The following is an 18,253-nucleotide window of genomic DNA, read 5'->3' as shown; positions in this document are numbered from 1 at the left end:
CTTTACAACCCGCCGCCCGGCTGTCTCGTCTCTTCGCTCGATCCGTCAACGGACCGAGGAAAGAGAGCGATTCATGCGACTCATGCCGCGAACGGGCCTTGCCGCCCTGGTAGTTGCGGGCACCGCCCTGCTGGCGGGCGCGGCGCCCGCACTGGCCGACGGCGGGACGCCCACGCCCGGCCCCACCACCGTGGACCGGAGCGCGACACCGGCCCCCGCCGAGGACGGCACCGACGCGACCCCGGTACCGGCCCCGACCGAGGCCGTTACCGCTCCGTCCGCCGTCCCGAGTCAGGTCGGTGTGGTGCCGCGGGGCGGTGCCGACACCGGGGTCGAGGAGCCGTCCGAGGGCCGCGGCGGGCTGATCGGCGGCGGCGCGGCCGCGGCGTTCGCGGCCGCCGGCACGGGCTTCTACGTCGTACGGCGCCGGAGGGCGACCGGCGCATGAGCCCGCTCTCCAGGCGCGCCCTGATCCTCTCGGCCCTGGCGGCGCCGCTGGTCACGGGCTGCGCCGGCGACCCGGCCGACCAGGCTGCCCCGGGCGACGCCGCGCGTACGCCGGGCACCTCCGCGGCCCCCTCCGTCCGGGCCGCGCGTCCCCTCGCGCGCTCCGTGCCCGTCGGGCTGCGGATCCCGGCCATCGGGGTCGACACCCCGGTCATGCGGCTGGGGCTGGCCGCCGACGGCACCGTGGGGGTGCCTCCGGTCGAGGAGCACGACCGGGCGGGATGGTACGAGAACTCGCCGACGCCCGGCCAGACCGGCCCGTCGGTGATCCTCGCCCACGTCACGGTCGGCACCTACGGGGACGGCGTCTTCCGCCACCTCGACCGGCTGCGCCGGGGCGACCGGATCCGGGCGCGTCTGGAGAACGGCACGACGGCCGAGTTCGCCGTCACCGAGGTGACGACCGTCGACAAGGCGCAGTTCCCGACCGAGAGGGTCTACGGGAACGTGGACCGCCCCGAACTGCGTCTCATCACGTGCGGCGGGCCGCGCTCCGGCGACGGATACCGCGACAACGTGATCGTCTTCGCCGCCCTGACTCCCGCGGGAGAACGTTGAAACGGCCCTCTCGGTCCCGTGAGAGGGCGGCGTCCGAGCTGTTCGCCGCCCTCTACCCGCGCCTCGCCGGCTGGTGCCGCCGTCTCGTCGACGACGACGAGACGGCGCACGAGATCGCCTCGGAGGCGTTCACCCGGCTCTGGGCCCGCTGGACGGCCGTCGCGGAGCCCCAGGGCTTCCTCTTCGTCACCGCCGCCAACCTGGTCCGCGACCACTGGCGCAAGCTCGAACGCGAGCGCCGGGCGCTGCGCCGGGCCACCGTCGAGGCCGCCGTCGCCCCGCCCGCCGAGCAGGCCGACCCCTCGGTGCGCATGCTCGTGCAGTCCCTGCCCGACCGGCTGCGCGTCCCGATCCTGCTGCACTACTACGCTGACATGCCGATCCGGGAGGTGGCCGTGCTGACCGGGCGCAAGGAAGGAACCGTCAAGGCCGACCTGCACGCGGCCCGCGAACTGCTCCGCGCCCACCTGAGGAGAAGCCTTGATCACACCCACTGACGACTTCGACGACGGCCCGGACCTCGACCCCGACGACCCCCTCACCGTCCTCCTGGGGCCCGTCCCCGGCCACCTCGGCCCGCCGCCCGGCCGCTACGAGGAGATCCGCCGCGGCGCGGTCCGCCGCCGGCTGCTGCGTACCGCGGCCGGGGTCGGCGCGACCTGCGGGATCGCCGCGCTCGCCGTGCTCCTGCCGTTGCACCTGACGGCGTCCGACACACCCACGCGCCCTGTGGTCCCGCTGGCCCCGCCGTCGGTGACCGGTCCGTCGACCGTGGCCCCGCCCTCACCCTCGCCCTCGCCGGTACCGGACACCGAGCGCCCTACCGAGGGGGCCCCGACCCCGGCCTCGGATCCGCGGACGTCGACTGCGCCCGCCGGCACCGCTGTCCCGACCGTCGGGAGCGACGGCCGCAGCGAGTCCCCGGAACCGAGCATGGCGAGCGAACCGGGCCCGGCGAGCGAACCCGATACGACCTCGGCGGCGCGGCCCACCCCGTCCGCCGAGCCCTCGGAGGGCTCGACACGGTGAGGCTGCCGCGCCGTCACTTGAGCGCGGCCATGGCGATGCGCCGGGCCACCGGGTTCATGTCCTCGCCTTTCGCGTCGGTGGAGTTGACCGAGTAGACGAGGGTCCGGTCGAGGTTCCGGGTGGCGGCGATCAGCGCGTTGTAGCCGTAGCGGCCGCCCGACTTGAGCCAGTAGACCTTCCCCTCGTACACGAAGCGCTGGAGGCCCGCGCTGTAGGTGGCGCCGTCGATGTGCGCGGGGACCGTGAACATCTCCCGCAGTTGGGGCCCGGGGACGACGCGGCCCCGGAAGAGCGCGGTGAGCAGGCGTTCCAGGTCCGCGGTCGTGGAGATCATGTCGCCTGCCGCGAACCGGTCCGCCTGGTTCCACTCGGTGACGTCGACCAGCTCCGTCGTCCCGTCCGCCCTCTTCACCGCCTGGTAGCCGCGGTTGTGCGGACCGGCGATGCGCGGGTCGGTGCCGGGGAAGTACGTGTCCTCCATGCCCGCGGGCGCCAGGACCAGGCGGGTGGCCTCGGACGCGTACGACCGTCCGGTCACCTTCTCGATCAGCAGGCCCAGGACCGTGTAGTTGATGTTCAGGTAGTGCTGCCGCCCGCCCGGGCGGAACTCCGGCCCCTTCGCCGCCGCGGACGCGACGACCTGCTGCGGGGTCAGCGTGTCGAAGCGGTGCGCGTACACCTCCTCGAAGGAGTCCCCGAGGCCGTCGCCCGCCGGGATGCCGCTGGTGTGGTTGAGCAGTTGCCGTACGGTGATCGGCCGGAACTTCGCGCCGAGCAGGCCGGGCAGGTAGCGCTGGACCGGCGTGTTCAGGTCGATCCTCCGCTCGGCCGCCAGGCGCAGGACGGCCGCCGCCGTCACCACCTTGGTCGTCGAACCTGCCCGGAACCGGGCGTGGGGGTCGGCGGGCGCGGCGCTCGGCAGGTCGTGCACGCCCGCACTGCCGCGCCAGGTGCCGCCGGTGCCGCCGACCCGGACGAGGGCGGCGGTCGCGTCCTGGTCCGGGAGCCCGGTGAGCGCGGCCGCCAGCGCTTCGACGTCGAGGGAGTCCGCCGGGTGGGCCGGGGCCGACGCCGGCGCCGAGGCCCGAGCGGGCGTGGCGAAGGCGGGCACGGCCAGCGGGCCCGCGGCGAGGGCGGTCACCAGGGTGGCGGCGAGGACGGTGGTGCGGCGGCGAGCGCGCATACGGGCTCCAGAGGGAGGGGGGCCGGAGGGTTCGAAAGGATCTTCCGCCGGGATGCCACCGCCGCGGATCGTCGCCGAGGAGGGTGCCCGACCCTGGCGAAACCCTGAGCAACTGACTTGAGAATCGGGGGGAGTTGCTCAGGGTGCCCCTTACGGGTGCCGGACGGGAAGGGGACGGGGTGCGGTCTGCGCGCCGGTCCGGTGCCGGTCCGTGCGACGGTCCGTGCGGCGGTCCGGCCGACGAAAAGTGTTATCCGTGGGCCGTCCCGGCCGTCTCCCTGGATGTGATCTCCGACATTGCCGACAGCGGGGTCCCGGCTGAGAGGGTGCGGGCATGAGGACGTACGCCGAGGCCGGCCGGCACTGGCGGGCCACCATCGCCGACGCGCAGGCCGGTGACCGGCGGGCGCTGGACGAGTTGGTGGCGGGCTGGCTGCCGCTGGTCTACAACATCGTCGGCCGCGCCCTGAACGGCCACGCCGACGTCGACGACGTCGTGCAGGAGACCATGCTGCGCGCCGTCGACAACCTCGGCTCGCTGCGCGACCCCGACAGCTTCCGCTCCTGGCTGGTCGCGATCGCCATGCGGCAGGTCCGGGACCGCGCGCGCCGCAGGACACCACAGCGCCTCGACGAGAACGTGCCGCCCGGCGAAGCCGCCGACTTCGCCGAACTCGCTGTGCTCCGGCTCCAGTTGGAAGGGCAGCGGCGCGAGGTCGCGGAGGCGGCGCGCTGGCTCGACGACGAGGACCGGCAGCTGCTGTCCCTGTGGTGGCTGGAGGTCGCGGGCGAGCTCACCCGCCGCGAGCTGGCCGCGGCCGTCGGCATCAGCCGGCAGCACGCCGCCGTGCGCGTCCAGCGGGTGAAGGAACGCCTGGAGGTCTCCCGGGGCATCGTGCGCGCCCTCGACGGGGCCTGCCCCGACCTGCGCGACCTGACGGCCCGCTGGAACGGCCGGCCGGACTCCGTGTGGCGCAAGCGGCTGGCCCGGCACATCCGCGGCTGCGGCTACTGCGGCGACACCCGCGAGTCCGTCGTCCCGGCGGAACGGCTGCTCGTCGGGATCGCGCTGGTCCCGGTGCCGGCCGGCTTCACGATCTCCCTCGCGCTCGGCGGCAAGACGGCCGCCGCGGCCACCGGCACGGCCTCCGTCGGCTGGTCCGCGAAGGTGCTGACCGCGCTCACCAAACCGGCCGTCGCGGTCACGGCCGGCGCGACACTCGCCGCGGGCGGTGCCTACGTCGTCGTACAGACCCCTGACGACCCGCCCGCACGGGCGGCCGTCGTCCCCACGGCGGCGAGCACACCCGCCACCGCCCCCTCCGCCCCCGGTCCCGCCCCCTCGGCCTCAGCGTCGGCCTCTTCCTCGGCGTCGGCGAGCGAACGGAAGGCGGCGCGGTACGGGAGTGTCGTCGACGCCGTCGACCGCGCGCCCGACCCGGGCACCCCGCCCGTCGCCCTGCCGGAGCGGCCCGCGTCCGGCGTCACCAGCAGCGGCGGCGCGCACGCCACCATGAACCACCGCGGGGACGGCGTGACGCTCAGCGGACAGGGCTATGTCCTCGTGCGCTGGCAGATATCGCCGCAGTACCGGTCCGGCGCCCTGGTCATGCCCAGCTGGACGGGGCTGAGGGGCAGGCTCTTCCACGTGGCCTCCGGCGGGGGCCGTCGTATGGACGACCCCGTCGGCGGCACGGACGCCACCGCCACCGGCATGGGGAGCAAGGCCACCGGCTACACCGTCCTGCCGTCCGGCACCCAGCAGATGTGGCAGAACGAGTACTTCTACCTCACCGGCAGCGTCACCCTCACCGTGAACGAGCGGGGTGCCGACTACGGCCTCAACGTCTTCCCGACGACCTGGGACGCCGTGGAGAAGGACGTCACGAGCGGTCCCGCCCAGGGCGCCGGGCGCTACGGCCTGGTCCGTGACACCGGCGAGGACGACACACCGGTCCCGCAGTACGTCACCCGCGAGCAGCCTGCCGACCCGGCGACGGTCCCTCAGGCCTCCCGCGTGTAGCGGTCCTGGGCCCGGACCACCTCGTCCCCGTGGTCATGGGCCCAGATGCCGAAGGCCTGGATCGGCGCGAGCAACGTCCTTCCCAGGTCGGTGAGTTCGTACTCCACCCGAGGCGGCGAACCCCCGTACGCCTGCCGTGAGACGAGCCCGTTGGACTCCAGCCTGCGCAGGGTCTCCGTCAGCACCTTCTGGCTGATCCCGCCGATGCGCGTCCGCAGCTCACCGGGGCGTCCGGGGCCGTCCTTGAGGGCCCACACCACCACCGGGTTCCAGGTGTGGGAGACGAGGTCGAAGGCGAGCCGGGTCCGGCAGTCGGCGAGGAACACGAGGTCGGGGTTCACGCACCGAATGGTGCCCGAACGGCTTCCTACTGTCGTGGGAGATCCATGCAACGGCGGTCCATGCGGCGGCGATCCAGGCAACGGAGATCCGTGCAACGGGGATCGGGGCAACGGAGATCCGTGCAACGGGGATCCGTGGAACAGGAGGAGACATCATGCGCGTGGGAATTCTCGGTACGGGCGGAATGGCGGACGCGCTGGGCACCCGGTGGCGGCGGGCCGGACACGAGGTGGTCACCGGCGGCCGCTCGGGAGGGCTGCGGGCGGCGGCGGAGGCGGGGACGGACGCGGTGCTGCTCGCGGTGCCGTACGAGGCCGTGGTCGACCTGGTCGGCGGGCTGGAGGAGGCCCTGCGCGGACGGGTGCTGATCGACTGCACCAATCCGGTGGGCCCGGATTTCGGCCTGCTCACGGCCGACGGCCCGGCGGCGGCCGAACGCATCGCCGCCGCCGCGCCCACCGCGCACGTGGTGAAGGCCTTCAACCTGTGCCACGTCGGTGTCTGGCGCCTCGACCCGCCGGTCTTCGACGGCCGCCCCCTGGCGGTCCCGCTGTGCGGGGACGACGAAGCGGCCCTGTCCGTCGTGCGCCGGCTGGTCCGCGACCTGGGCTGCGAGCCGCTGAACGCGGGGGGACTCGACCGGGCGGGTCTGCTGGAGGCGACGGCGGCGTTGCTGATCCGGCTGTGGCTGGGGGAGGGCGCGGACGCCCAGGCGATCTCACCGCCGTTGGCGTACGCGGCGGGCTAGCGCCTGTCGTGTGCATCAGGCTGCGAGGACGCCGACGACGCGGGCGGTCAGCCCTGCTTGCGCAGAGCCGTCAGCACCTCGATCCGGTTGGTGGTGATGGAGTCGACGCCCAGGTCGATGAGCCGGCGCATCGAACGGCGGGTGTCGGGGGTCCAGACGGAGAGCAGGAAACCGTCGTGGTGCACGCGGGCGGCCAGATCCCGGTCCACCAGGGAGAAGCGGTAGTTGAGCCAGCGCGGCTTCACCGCGTCGAGCAGCGCGGGCCGCGGAGGCGCCAGGCTCGTGCAGGTCAGGGCGATCTCGGCGGACGGATCGGCGGCGCGCACGGCGAGCATCGCGCCGGCGTCGGCGCAGTAGTAGACCCGGTCCGCCGCCCCGGCCTCGCGGACGGCGTCCACGATCCGCCGCGCCGTGCGCACGTCCCGCGTCCCCGGCAGATCGAGCATCAGCCGGCTGCCCCCGGTCGCGGCGAGCGCCTCCGCGAGGGTCGGCACCGCACCGGCCGTCAGCCCGCGCACCTCGGCGGCGGACAGCGACCGCAGCGGCCGGTCCTGCCCCCACAGCCGCTTCAACGTCTCGTCGTGCAGCAGGACGGGAACGCCGTCCCGGGTGAGCCGTACGTCGAACTCGACGGCGTCCGCGCCCCGGTCGAGCGCGGAACGCAGCGAGTCGACGGTGTTCTCGCGGAAGCGGTAGGGGTCGCCACGATGGGCCACGGCAGTCACGTTGTGCATGGGCCCATTGTGGCGGCCGCCGGCCCTCAGGGGGCGAGCCGGCCCGTCGTGTAGGCGTCGATCTCGGCCCTGATGCGGGCCTTGCCGGCCTCGTCCAGGAAGGACGCGTCGACCGCGTTGACGGCGAGGGCGGCGATGCCCCGCTCGTCGAGGTCGAGGAGGCGGGCGGCGACCGCGTACTCGTTGTCGAGGTCGGTGCCGAACATGGGCGGGTCGTCGGAGTTGATCGTGACCAGGACGCCGGCCCGCACGAACTCCTTGATCGGGTGCTCGTCGAGGGTGCGGACCGCGCGCGTGGCGATGTTCGAGGTCGGGCACACCTCCAGGGCGATGCGGTGCTCGGCGAGATGCGCGAGCAGCTTCTCGTCCTGCGCGGAGCTGGTGCCGTGACCGATGCGCTCGGCGCGCAGGTGCGTCAGCGCGTCCCACACCGTCTGCGGTCCCGTGGTCTCGCCGGCGTGCGGCACCGAGCGCAGCCCGGCGGCGATCGCGCGGTCGAAGTAGGGCTTGAACTGCGGGCGCGGTACGCCGATCTCGGGCCCGCCCAGCCCGAAGGAGACCAGCCCCTCCGGGCGGATCCGGTCGTCGGTGGCGAGCCGTGTCGTCTCCTCGGCGGCCTCGAGACCGGCCTCACCGGGGATGTCGAAGCACCAGCGCAGCACGGTCCCGAACTCCGCCTCCGCCGCCTTGCGGGCGTCCTCGATGGCGTCCATGAAGGCGAGTTCGTCGATGCCGCGCCGGGTCGAGGAGAACGGGGTGATGGTCAGCTCGGCGTACCGCACCTGCTGGCGGGCCAGGTCCCGGGCGACCTCGTACGTCAGCAGCCGGACGTCCTCCGGCGTGCGGATGAGGTCCACGACGGACAGGTACACGTCGATGAAGTGGGCGAAGTCGGTGAACGTGAAGTAGTCGACCAGGGCCTCGGGGTCGGTCGGCACCTTGGAGTCCGGGTGCCGGGCGGCCAGCTCGGCGACGATGCGGGGAGAGGCGGAGCCGACGTGGTGGACGTGCAGTTCGGCCTTGGGCAGCCCGGCGATGAAGGCGTGCACATCACGGGCGCCGGCCGCGGCGGCAGCGGTGGGACCTGCGGGTGCGCCGGAGACGGGTGCGCCGGAGACGGGGGTGCCTGGGCCGGGGGAGCCGGGGGCTGCGGCGGATGCGTCGAAGCGGTCGGTCATGGGGTCCTCCCCGGGACGGCGCCCCGGGCCCGGCGGGCCGGACGGGACGCGGGTGATCGGCTGATCGATGAGTCGGGATCATCGTAGGCGGAGCGGGTGGGAGACGACCGTCGGCCTCGCTCGCGGCATGAGCCAACGCCCGTCGCACCGCCCGTCGCCCGGGCCACCGGCCGCCGTCCGTCGCCACGGCCCGCCACCCACCGCACCGGCCGCGGGCCGTAGCATGACGGAACGTACGCAGGGCGGAACGGTGTACGGACGACGGAACGCAAGAGGGAACGCGCGAGAGCGAACGCGCAGGACGCTACGCGCAAGACCGAACGCCTGGCGGCACGCGGGGCGGAGGGCGACAGAGGGGATCCACGCATGTCCGACGACGCGCCGACTCCGGCCGGTGACGCCGCTCACGACCCGTGGCCCGCGCCCGCACCCGACGAGGCGGACGGTCCGCAGGACGCGGCTCCCAAGGTGCCGTTGGACAAGGGCACGTCGGACGCGGGTACGGCAGGCGCTCCGGGCCGGGCGGGCGGCACGGGCCCGGCAGGCGGCGCGGGCCCGGCGGAGAACGGTGCCGGCTCCGTCGCGTCCCAGTCCGCGTCGAACCCCTGGGCCGCCCCCGGCGACAGCGCGCAGAGCGGGGCCGGCTACACCGTCGCCGCGAACGACCCGCTCACGCCCGCCCCCGGATCCGCCCCCGGCCCCCGGGACCAGGTGCCGCCGGCCGTTCACGACCAGCTGACGGTGACCGCGCTGCCCGGCGTGCCCCCGCCGCCCGCGGACGTCACCCCGCAGCCCTGGGCCACCCCCTTCGGGAACCCGCCCGTGAGCGGCCCGCTCGGTTCCTTCCCGCCGCCCCACCCCGGCGCGGCGGCGGCCGGCGGCCCGCCGTTCCACCCCGGCAACCCCTTCGCTCCCCCCGGCGCGGGCGGGGCGGTACCGCCACCGCCCCCCGCGCCCTACGGGCCCGGACAGGTCCCGTACGGGTATCCGGGCGGCTACGGCTACCCGTCCCCTCCCCCTTACGGGGGCGGCGCGCCGGGCCCCTACGGCTGGCCCGGCGGGACGGGGGACAGCAACGGTATGGGCATCGCCGGGATGGTCCTCGGGATCGTCTCGGCGGTCGGCTTCTGCATGTGGCCGCTGGCCGTCGTGCTCGGCATCCTCGGGATCACCTTCGGCGCCGTCGGGCGCGGGAAGGCCAGGCGGGGCGAGGCCTCGAACCCCGGTCAGGCGCTGGCCGGGATCATCTGCGGAAGCGTGGGCATCCTGCTCGCGATCGGACTGGGAGTCCTGCTGATCGTGCAGCCCTGAGGCCCCGCCGGGCACGGACGCGGCGGCAGCCGCGCCCCAGCCCGAGCGGCGACGTCCGGGGCAGGCCCGTCTCGGCTTGGACGGCGACCTGCCGAGCAGGGACGTCTCGGGCAGCGGCGACGCCTCGGCGCGAGCGACGGCGCGCAGCGGAGGCGGCGTCACGGCTACGCGGCCGAGCGGAGAGGTCTCGGGCATTGAGCAGGGATGTCCTGGCAGCCGCGACGCCTCGGCGCGAGCGGCGGCGCCCGAGGCAGGCGCGTCTCAGCTCGTACGGCGACGCGGCCGAGCGGAGACGTCTCGGGCGTCGCCGCTCAGCGTGAGCAGCTACGCCGGAGACGGCCGCGTCTCAGCCTGAGCTGCGACGCGCAGCCCTGCCGGCCCCCGCGGGCCGGCAGCATGGCGGCGTCTCGGGCAGCCGCGACGCCTCAGGCCGAGCCGCGACGCCGAGGGCAGCCGCGTCTCAGCCCGGGCAGCTACGCCCGAGGCGGCCGCACCAAGGCGGCCGCACCAAGGCGGACGCGACCCAAGGCGGACGCGAGCCAAGGCGGCCGCACCAAGGCGGACGCGACCGAGGCGGCCGTGGCTCGGGCGGTGGCGGTTGCGGTGGCTCAGGCCGCCGCTCGTACTTTCTCCCGGGCCTCCATCAGCGCGAATCCCAGCAGGTTCGGCCCCCGCCAGCGCTGTGGATCCATCGCCGCCTCGTCGTCCGCCGCCAGGCCGATGCCCCACACGCGGTCCACGGGGCTCGCCTCCACCAGTACCCGCTCGCCCGTGTTCAACAGGTACGCCCGCAGCCCGGGCGTCGAGGCGAACTTGTGGACGCTGCCCTCGACCACGATCCGGAACCGCTCCCGCTGCCAGGTGGTCTCGTCGAAGCCGCGCACCAGCCGCCCCTCCTTCTTCGCCTGGGCGGGGGAGGCCGCGGCCAGCACCCGGCGCTCCGCTTCCGCGTCCTCGAAGAGGCGGGCCTTGCCGGCCATCATCCAGTGCTCGGCCGTCGCGTAGGTGATCCCGTCGACCACGAAGGGTGACGGCCACCACTGGCTCAGACAGCTGGAGCCCAGCCGGCCGTCGGGCCGCGGCCGGTGCCCCCAGAAATGCAGATACTTGATCCTCGCCCCGGCCCGGACCTGCCTGACCAGGGCCTCCTGGCAATCGATCTTCTCCATGCACGCGAGTCTGACACGCGCCACTGACAGGGCGTCCCGCCTTTTCCGCTCCGACTCGACACCTGGTCGACCCCCCGTCGACAGATTCCGTCGCGTAACCAAAAGGCAACAACGGAATCACTTGTTGGAGTGCCCTTGCTCTGTCAGGATCGGCAATCAAATCAAGCTGGAGCTACGCCAGCCGCCGCCGCGCACAGCGGGGCGAAGGCGGAGGAGAGCGACATGCAGGACCGGTTCCCCGCACAGGAACGATTCGCGGACGGCGCTCAGTACATCGGGGGCCGTCTCAGGCACGGCACATCCGGCCGGAGCCACGCCGTGATCGACCCCGCCACCGGCGAGGAGGTCTTCACCTACGAGCTGGCCGGCGCCGACGACGTCGACGCGGCGGTCGCCGCCGCCCGCGCCGCCTTCCCGGGCTGGGCCGGCACCACACCGGGCGAGCGCTCCGACGCGCTGCACCGGTTCGCCGCCGTCCTCGCCGACCGCGCCGAGGAGTTCGCCCGCGCCGAGTCCCTCCAGTGCGGCAAGCCGCTGAAGCTGACCCGCGAGTTCGACGTGCCGGGCACCATCGACAACACGGCGTTCTTCGCGGGCGCGGCCCGCCACCTCGCGGGCCAGTCCGCCGGGGAGTACTCCGGCGACCACACCTCCTACGTCCGCCGGGAACCCATCGGCGTCGTGGGCTCCATCGCGCCCTGGAACTACCCCCTCCAGATGGCCGCCTGGAAGATCCTCCCGGCGATCGCGGCGGGCAACACCATCGTGCTCAAGCCCGCCGAGCTCACCCCGCTCACCTCACTGCTCTTCGCCCAGGCGGCCACGGAGGCCGGCATCCCCGACGGTGTCGTCAACATCGTCACCGGGACCGGACAGGAGGCCGGTGAGCACCTCGTCGGGCATCCCGACGTCGCCATGACCTCCTTCACCGGCTCCACCGCCGTCGGCAAGCGCGTCGCCGAGGTCGCCGTCGCGACCGTCAAGCGGCTGCATCTGGAGCTGGGCGGCAAGGCGCCCTTCGTGGTCTTCGACGACGCCGACCTGGAGGCCGCCGCCAACGGCGCGGTCGCGGGGGCGCTCATCAACACCGGGCAGGACTGCACGGCCGCCACGCGCGCGTACGTGCAGCGGCCCCTGTACGAGGCGTTCGTCGAACGGACGGCCGCCCTCATGGAAACGGTCCGGCTCGGCGATCCCTTCGCCCCCGGCACCGACCTCGGCCCGCTGGTCTCGCACGTCCAGCGCGACCGGGTCGCCGCCTTCGTCGACCGGGCGCGTGGCTACGCGCGCGTGGTGACCGGCGGTGAGGCTCCCCAGGGCGATCTCAAGAAGGGCGCGTACTATCGCCCCACTCTGATCGCGGACGCCGCGCAGGACAGCGAGGTCGTCCGGTCCGAGATCTTCGGCCCGGTCCTGGTGGTGCTGCCCTTCGACAGCGATGACGAGGGCATCGCGCTCGCCAACGACACCCCGTACGGGCTGGCCGCCTCCGCGTGGAGCCGGGACGTCTTCCGGGCGAACCGGGCGACGCGCGAGATCAAGGCCGGGTGCGTCTGGGTCAACGACCACATCCCGATCATCAGCGAGATGCCCCACGGCGGTTACAAGTCCTCCGGCTTCGGCAAGGACATGTCCATGTACTCGTTCGAGGAGTACACGCAGGTAAAGCACGTTATGTTCGATAACACCGCGGTTGCCCGCAAGCCCTGGCACCGCACCATCTTCGGGGACTGTTAGAGCGACGACGACCGGCCGCCGACCACGGCCGACCCTCCCGAAAGGGCACCACGCGCATGGAGCAGTACGAGCCCGACCGCCTGAGCCGAGCCCAAGTGGCCGCGATGCGGCGCAGCCTCCGCAACGGCAGGGCGGCGATGACCCGCCGGTCGCTGTTGCGCGCCTCCACCGGAGGCGCCCTGGCGCTGGGCGGCCTCGGCGCGCTCAGCGCCTGCGGGATCCCCGCGGCCGGCAAGACCGAGGGCGGCACGTCCGCCGACGACCACTCGGCGAAGGAGAAGACCGTCAGCTTCTCCAACTGGACCGAGTACATGGACGTCGACGAGAGCGGCAAGCACCACCCGACGCTCGACGCCTTCACGAAACGCACCGGCATCAAGGTCAAGTACACCGAGGACATCAACGACAACAACGAGTTCTTCGGCAAGATCAAGCCGCAGCTCGCCGCGGGCCAGGACACCGGCCGCGACATCATCGTCCTCACCGACTGGCTGGCCGCCCGCCTCATCCGCCTCGGGTGGGTGCAGAAACTGGACCCGTCCAACCTGCCGCACGCCTACGCCAACCTGTCGGCCCAGTTCCGCAGCCCCGACTGGGACCCGGGCCGGGCGTACTCGTATCCCTGGCAGGGCATCTCCACGGTGATCGCCTACAACAAGAAGGCGCTCGACGGCGTCGAGGTGAAGTCCGTCTCCGACCTGCTCGACAACCCCAAGCTCAAGGGCCGCGTCGGCTTCCTCACCGAGATGCGCGACAGCGTGGGCATGACGCTGCTGGACATGGGCAAGGACCCGGAGAAGTTCACCGGCGACGACTACGACGCGGCCATCGCCCGTCTCCAGAAGGGCGTCGACAGCGGTCAGATCCGCCGCTTCACCGGCAACGACTACACGTCCGACATCACCAGCGGCGACTTCGCGGCCTGTATCGCCTGGGCCGGTGACGTCGTGCAGCTGAAGGCGGACAGTCCCGACGTCGACTTCGTCATCCCGGACAGCGGCTATCTGACCTCGAGCGACAACATGCTGATCCCCAACAAGGCACGTCACAAGACGAACGCCGAACGGCTCATGGACTACTACTACGAGCCGGAGCCGGCCGCCGAACTCGCCGCGTACATCAACTACGTCTGTCCCGTGGACGGCGTGAAGGACGCGCTGGCGAAGATCGACGAGGATGCGGCGAACAATCCGCTGATCATCCCTGACAAGGCCATGCAGGCGAAGTCGCACTCCTTCCGCTCGCTGAGCTCGAAGGAAGAGACCGCCTACGAGGCGAAGTTCGCGAAGCTCACCGGGGCGTGACGACGATGAAGACGACCAACAGCGGCAGCGGCGACGTCCGCCTGACCGGCATCAGCAAGACCTACGGCTCCTTCACCGCCGTCCAGCCGCTCGACCTGACCGTCCCGCAGGGCTCCTTCTTCGCCCTGCTCGGCGCCTCCGGCTGCGGCAAGACCACCACCCTGCGCATGATCGCCGGTCTGGAGGAACCCTCCTCCGGGACCGTCCACCTCGGCGACCAGGACGTGACGGCACTCCCGCCGTACAAGCGCCCGGTCAACACCGTCTTCCAGTCCTACGCCCTCTTCCCGCACCTCGACATCTTCGAGAACGTCGCCTTCGGCCTGCGCCGGCGCGGCATCAAGAGCGTGAAGAAGCAGGTCGAGGACATGCTGGAGCTCGTACAGCTCGGCGAGCAGGCCCGCAAGAAGCCGCACCAGCTCTCCGGCGGCCAGCAGCAGCGGGTCGCCGTTGCCCGCGCCCTCATCAACAAGCCCGGGGTGCTGCTGCTCGACGAGCCCCTCGGCGCCCTCGACCTCAAGCTGCGCCGTCAGATGCAGCTGGAGCTCAAGCGGATCCAGACCGAGGTCGGCATCACCTTCGTGCACGTCACGCACGACCAGGAGGAGGCCATGACCATGGCCGACACGGTCGCCGTGATGAACGCGGGCCGGGTCGAGCAGCTCGGCTCGCCGACCGACCTCTACGAGAACCCGAACACCACCTTCGTCGCCAACTTCCTCGGCACGTCGAACCTCATCGAGGCCGAGGTCGACACCAAGAGCGGCGACGACATCGTGCTCAAGGCGGGCGGCGGCAAACTCGTCCTGCCCGAGTCGCGCTGCTCCGCGCCCACGACGACCGGCGGCAAGGTGCTGGTCGGCGTCCGCCCGGAGAAGATATCCCTCACCCACGCCGACGACGCCGGCGAGATTCCCGAGGGCCGCAACCGCATCACCGGGCGCATCGCCAACTCGTCGTTCATCGGCGTCTCCACCCAGTACGTCATCGACACCCCGGTCTGCCCCGAGTTCGAGGTCTACGCCCAGAACATCGACCGGGACGCCCGCCTCGCCCCCGGCGCCGAGGTCGTCCTGCACTGGAGCCCCGCCCACACGTTCGGCCTCGACGCCGCCCAGGACATCGACGCGGGCATCCAGGAAGAGGCGGCCCTCTGATGGCGACGCTCACCGAGGCGCCCCCGCCTCTCTCCCCGACGGCGCCGACGGAGAAGCCGCCCCGCAAGCGCGGGCGCTGGACGCCCTACTGGCTGCTGCTGCCCGGTCTGCTCTGGCTGTTCGTGTTCTTCGCGCTGCCGATGATCTACCAGGCCTCCACGTCCGTGCAGACGGGCTCGCTGGAGGAGGGCTACAAGGTCACCTGGCACCTCGCGACCTACTGGGACGCGCTGAGCGAGTACTGGCCGCAGTTCCTGCGCTCGGTCCTGTACGCGGCGGCCGCCACGATCCTGTGCCTGGTGCTCGGCTATCCGCTGGCCTATCTGATCGCCTTCCGGGCCGGCCGCTGGCGGAACCTGATCATGATCCTGGTGATCGCGCCCTTCTTCACCAGCTTCCTGATCCGCACCCTCGCCTGGAAGACGATCCTCGCGGACGGCGGTCCGGTCGTCGGCGCCCTCAACACCCTGCACGTCCTCGACGTCACCAGCTGGCTCGGCTGGACAGCGGGTGACCGGGTCCTGGCCACCCCGCTCGCGGTGGTCTGCGGTCTGACGTACAACTTCCTGCCGTTCATGATCCTGCCGCTCTACACCTCGCTCGAGCGCATCGACGGGCGGCTGCACGAGGCGGCCGGGGACCTGTACGCCAGGCCGGTCACCACCTTCCGCAAGGTCACCTTCCCGCTGTCGATGCCGGGCGTGGTCTCCGGGACGCTGCTGACCTTCATCCCGGCGGCCGGCGACTACGTCAACGCGGAACTCCTCGGCTCGACGGACACCCGCATGATCGGAAACGTGATCCAGACGCAGTTCCTGCGGGTCCTGGACTATCCGACGGCGGCGGCCCTCTCGTTCATCCTGATGGCCGCGATCCTTTTCATGGTCACTCTCTACATCCGCAGGTCCGGGACGGAGGATCTGGTCTAAATGCCCTTCGTCAACTGGCTCAAGCGCCATTTCGTGGTCATCGCGGGACTTCTCACGCTCGCCTATCTCCTGCTGCCGAATGTCGTCGTCACGGTGTTCTCCTTCAACAAGCCGAAGGGGCGCTTCAACTACCAATGGCAGCAGTTCTCCACCGATGCCTGGAAGGACCCGTGCGGGGTCTCCGGGCTCTGCGGGTCGCTGTCGCTCAGCCTCCAGATCGCCGTATGGGCGACCCTCGGGGCGACCGCCCTCGGCACGATGATCGCCTTCGCGCTCGTCCGCTACCGCTTCCGCGCGCGGGGCGCCGTCAACTCGCTGATCTTCCTGCCGATGGCGATGCCCGAGGTCGTGATGGCCGCCTCGCTGCTCACCCTGTTCCTCAACCTGGGTGCCCAGCTGGGCTTCTGGACGATTCTCATCGCGCACATCATGTTCTGCCTCAGCTTCGTCGTGACGGCGGTCAAGGCACGCGTCATGTCGATGGACCCGCGCCTGGAGCAGGCCGCCCAGGACCTCTACGCCGGCCCGGCGCAGACGTTCCTGCGCGTCACGCTGCCCATCGCCGCCCCCGGAATCGCCGCGGGCGCGCTGCTCGCCTTCGCGCTCTCCTTCGACGATTTCATCATCACCAATTTCAACGCGGGCTCCACCGTCACCTTCCCCATGTTCGTCTGGGGTTCGGCACAGCGCGGAACGCCCGTTCAGATCAATGTCATCGGTACGGCCATGTTCCTGATCGCCGTACTGTTCGTACTGACCTCGATGGTCATCGGAAATCGCCGCAACAAGCAAAAGGCGTCATCGTAAAAGCCCTGTAGGGAGTTGAAATCATGGCCCCAAGCGCCATGAACCGGTGGATCACTTCTCTTTCCGACGCACAGCCGGTGCCGTACTGGCTGGAAGATCCCGGCAAGCCGCACCCCGAACCCGCGCTCACCGGCCCCGAGACCTGCGACCTGCTGGTCGTCGGCGGCGGCTACAGCGGACTGTGGACCGCGCTCGTCGCCAAGGAGCGCGAGCCGCAGCGGGACGTGGTGCTGCTGGAGGGCCGCGAGGTGGGCTGGGCCGCCTCGGGCCGCAACGGGGGCTTCTGCGCGGCCTCCCTGACCCACGGGCTGCCCAACGGGCTAGCCCGCTGGCCGGACGAGATCCACCGGCTCGAGGAGCTGGGGATGCGCAACCTCGACGAGATCGAGGCGGCGATCGCCCGGCACGGCATCGACTGCGACTTCGAGCGCTCCGGCGAGATCGACGTGGCCACCGAGACGTACCAGGCGTGGGAACTGCGCGACTGGTACGAGGAGCTCGAAGGCAAGGGTCTCGCCGACGGGCTCGAATTCCTCGACGCGGACGCGGTGCGCGAGCAGGTCGCCTCGCCCACCTTCCAGGCGGGTCTCCACGACCGCCGGGGCGTGGCCATGCTCCATCCCGCCAAGCTCGTCTGGGGTCTGAAGCAGGCGTGTATGCGGCTGGGCGTCCGCGTCTACGAGCACACCCCCGCCCTGTCGCTGAAGCCCTACGGCGCCGGAATGGCCGTGGGCACCCCCTACGGGCAGGTGCGGGCCCGGCAGGTCGCGCTCGGCACCAACATCTTCCCCAACCTGATCCGGCGGGTGCGGGCGTACACCGTCCCGGTCTACGACTACGCGCTGATGACGGAACCGCTGAGCGCCGAGCAGCTCGACTCGATCGGGTGGAAGAACCGGCAGGGGCTCGGGGACTCGGCCAACCAGTTCCACTATTTCCGGCTGTCGGCCGACAACCGGATCCTGTGGGGCGGATACGACGCGGTCTACCCCTACGGGGGCCGGGTGCGGGCCGAGTACGACGACCGGCCGGAGACGTACGCCAAGCTCGCCGGGCACTTCTTCGGCTGCTTCCCGCAGCTGGAGGGGGTGCGCTTCACCCACGCGTGGGGCGGGGCGATCGACACGTGCTCGCGCTTCTCGGCGTTCTTCGGCACGGCGCACCAGGGGAAGGTGGCGTACGCGGCCGGATACACCGGCCTGGGCGTCGGGGCCACCCGCTTCGGGGCCGAGGTGATGCTGGACCTGCTGGCGGGGGAGAGCACCGAGCGCACGTCGTTGGAGATGGTCCGCAAGAAGCCGCTGCCGTTCCCGCCCGAGCCCTTCGCCTGGACCGGCATCGCCCTCACCAAGTGGTCGCTGGCCCGCGCCGACGCGCACGGCGGGCGGCGCAACCTGTGGCTGAAGACGATGGACCGGCTGGGTCTGGGCTTCGACAGCTGACGGCTGACGGCTGACAGCCGGCGGCCGACACTCGACGGCTCACGGCCGACCGATGACGGCGAGGTGTGACCCGGTTCACTCCAACGGGTGGCCCC

At 72.1% G+C, this 18,253-nt stretch carries 18 protein-coding genes; 13 read left to right on the top strand and 5 right to left on the bottom strand.

What is annotated here, in order from left to right:
• Positions 1 to 82 precede the first annotated feature (82 nt).
• The 4 genes from ASD48_RS11575 to ASD48_RS44170 are packed head-to-tail and all read left to right on the top strand — an operon-like array spanning position 83 to position 2,094.
• Entirely contained in the window at positions 83 to 448 is a 366-nt protein-coding gene (locus tag ASD48_RS11575; protein ID WP_057601640.1) for a hypothetical protein, read from the top strand.
• On the top strand, positions 445 to 1,065 hold the full coding sequence (locus tag ASD48_RS11570; RefSeq protein ID WP_057601477.1) for a class F sortase: 621 nt from the start codon (positions 445 to 447) through the stop codon (positions 1,063 to 1,065). The genes ASD48_RS11575 and ASD48_RS11570 overlap by 4 nt, the downstream gene beginning before the upstream one ends.
• Complete coding sequence (locus ASD48_RS11565) at positions 1,062 to 1,562, top strand: RNA polymerase sigma factor (protein WP_057601476.1); 501 nt, start codon at positions 1,062 to 1,064, stop codon at positions 1,560 to 1,562. The genes ASD48_RS11570 and ASD48_RS11565 overlap by 4 nt, the downstream gene beginning before the upstream one ends.
• Positions 1,546 to 2,094: a hypothetical protein gene (locus ASD48_RS44170; RefSeq protein ID WP_199875759.1), complete on the top strand. Its 549-nt coding sequence runs from the start codon at positions 1,546 to 1,548 to the stop codon at positions 2,092 to 2,094. The genes ASD48_RS11565 and ASD48_RS44170 overlap by 17 nt, the downstream gene beginning before the upstream one ends.
• 13 nt (positions 2,095 to 2,107) lie before the next feature.
• On the opposite strand, the gene ASD48_RS11555 is transcribed toward ASD48_RS44170, so the two are convergent.
• Positions 2,108 to 3,277 (bottom strand): serine hydrolase domain-containing protein, encoded by a 1,170-nt coding sequence (locus ASD48_RS11555; RefSeq protein WP_057601475.1) that lies wholly within the window; start codon positions 3,275 to 3,277, stop codon positions 2,108 to 2,110.
• A gap of 334 nt (positions 3,278 to 3,611) precedes the next feature.
• On the opposite strand from ASD48_RS11555, the gene ASD48_RS11550 reads away from it, so the two are divergent.
• Positions 3,612 to 5,300 carry a sigma-70 family RNA polymerase sigma factor gene (locus ASD48_RS11550; RefSeq protein WP_057601474.1) on the top strand — a complete coding sequence of 563 codons (1,689 nt, stop codon included), beginning with the start codon at positions 3,612 to 3,614 and terminating at the stop codon, positions 5,298 to 5,300.
• Here ASD48_RS11550 and ASD48_RS11545 read toward each other — a convergent pair.
• Complete coding sequence (locus ASD48_RS11545) at positions 5,282 to 5,641, bottom strand: helix-turn-helix domain-containing protein (protein WP_057601473.1); 360 nt, start codon at positions 5,639 to 5,641, stop codon at positions 5,282 to 5,284. The two genes, ASD48_RS11550 and ASD48_RS11545, sit on opposite strands and share 19 nt — an antisense overlap.
• Before the next feature lie 155 nt (positions 5,642 to 5,796).
• Between ASD48_RS11545 and ASD48_RS11540 the strand changes: the two genes are divergently transcribed.
• Positions 5,797 to 6,390 (top strand): NAD(P)-binding domain-containing protein, encoded by a 594-nt coding sequence (locus tag ASD48_RS11540; protein WP_057601472.1) that lies wholly within the window; start codon positions 5,797 to 5,799, stop codon positions 6,388 to 6,390.
• Between the two features lie 47 nt (positions 6,391 to 6,437).
• On the opposite strand, the gene ASD48_RS11535 is transcribed toward ASD48_RS11540, so the two are convergent.
• Positions 6,438 to 7,124 carry a glycerophosphodiester phosphodiesterase gene (locus ASD48_RS11535; protein WP_057601471.1) on the bottom strand — a complete coding sequence of 229 codons (687 nt, stop codon included), beginning with the start codon at positions 7,122 to 7,124 and terminating at the stop codon, positions 6,438 to 6,440.
• 26 nt (positions 7,125 to 7,150) lie between these two features.
• Positions 7,151 to 8,302, bottom strand: coding sequence for an adenosine deaminase (locus tag ASD48_RS11530; protein WP_079073725.1), 1,152 nt, complete (start codon positions 8,300 to 8,302; stop codon positions 7,151 to 7,153).
• Between the two features lie 366 nt (positions 8,303 to 8,668).
• On the opposite strand from ASD48_RS11530, the gene ASD48_RS45130 reads away from it, so the two are divergent.
• Entirely contained in the window at positions 8,669 to 9,613 is a 945-nt protein-coding gene (locus ASD48_RS45130; protein WP_107104294.1) for a DUF4190 domain-containing protein, read from the top strand.
• A 608-nt stretch (positions 9,614 to 10,221) separates the two neighbouring features.
• Here ASD48_RS45130 and ASD48_RS11520 read toward each other — a convergent pair.
• Positions 10,222 to 10,782, bottom strand: a complete 561-nt coding sequence (locus tag ASD48_RS11520) for an NADAR family protein (RefSeq protein ID WP_057601470.1) — start codon at positions 10,780 to 10,782, stop codon at positions 10,222 to 10,224.
• Positions 10,783 to 11,004: 222 nt separating this feature from the next.
• Between ASD48_RS11520 and ASD48_RS11515 the strand changes: the two genes are divergently transcribed.
• The 6 genes from ASD48_RS11515 to ASD48_RS11490 are packed head-to-tail and all read left to right on the top strand — an operon-like array spanning position 11,005 to position 18,158.
• Positions 11,005 to 12,519, top strand: a complete 1,515-nt coding sequence (locus ASD48_RS11515; protein ID WP_057601469.1) for a gamma-aminobutyraldehyde dehydrogenase — start codon at positions 11,005 to 11,007, stop codon at positions 12,517 to 12,519.
• A 56-nt stretch (positions 12,520 to 12,575) separates the two neighbouring features.
• Entirely contained in the window at positions 12,576 to 13,823 is a 1,248-nt protein-coding gene (locus ASD48_RS11510; RefSeq protein WP_057601468.1) for a spermidine/putrescine ABC transporter substrate-binding protein, read from the top strand.
• Entirely contained in the window at positions 13,820 to 14,980 is a 1,161-nt protein-coding gene (locus ASD48_RS11505; RefSeq protein ID WP_057601467.1) for an ABC transporter ATP-binding protein, read from the top strand. Before ASD48_RS11510 ends, ASD48_RS11505 begins: the two co-directional genes overlap by 4 nt.
• Positions 14,980 to 15,909 (top strand): ABC transporter permease, encoded by a 930-nt coding sequence (locus tag ASD48_RS11500; protein ID WP_057601466.1) that lies wholly within the window; start codon positions 14,980 to 14,982, stop codon positions 15,907 to 15,909. The genes ASD48_RS11505 and ASD48_RS11500 overlap by 1 nt, the downstream gene beginning before the upstream one ends.
• Positions 15,910 to 16,716, top strand: coding sequence for an ABC transporter permease (locus tag ASD48_RS11495; protein ID WP_057601465.1), 807 nt, complete (start codon positions 15,910 to 15,912; stop codon positions 16,714 to 16,716). It begins immediately after the preceding gene.
• Between the two features lie 23 nt (positions 16,717 to 16,739).
• A complete protein-coding gene (locus ASD48_RS11490) occupies positions 16,740 to 18,158 on the top strand; it encodes an FAD-dependent oxidoreductase (RefSeq protein WP_057601464.1) in 1,419 nt (472 codons plus the stop codon).
• The last annotated feature ends 95 nt before the right edge of the window (positions 18,159 to 18,253 follow it).

The organism is Streptomyces sp. Root1310 (genome assembly GCF_001426425.1).
Lineage (GTDB): Bacteria > Actinomycetota > Actinomycetes > Streptomycetales > Streptomycetaceae > Streptomyces.
This window is presented reverse-complemented; position numbering and strand designations above follow the sequence as displayed.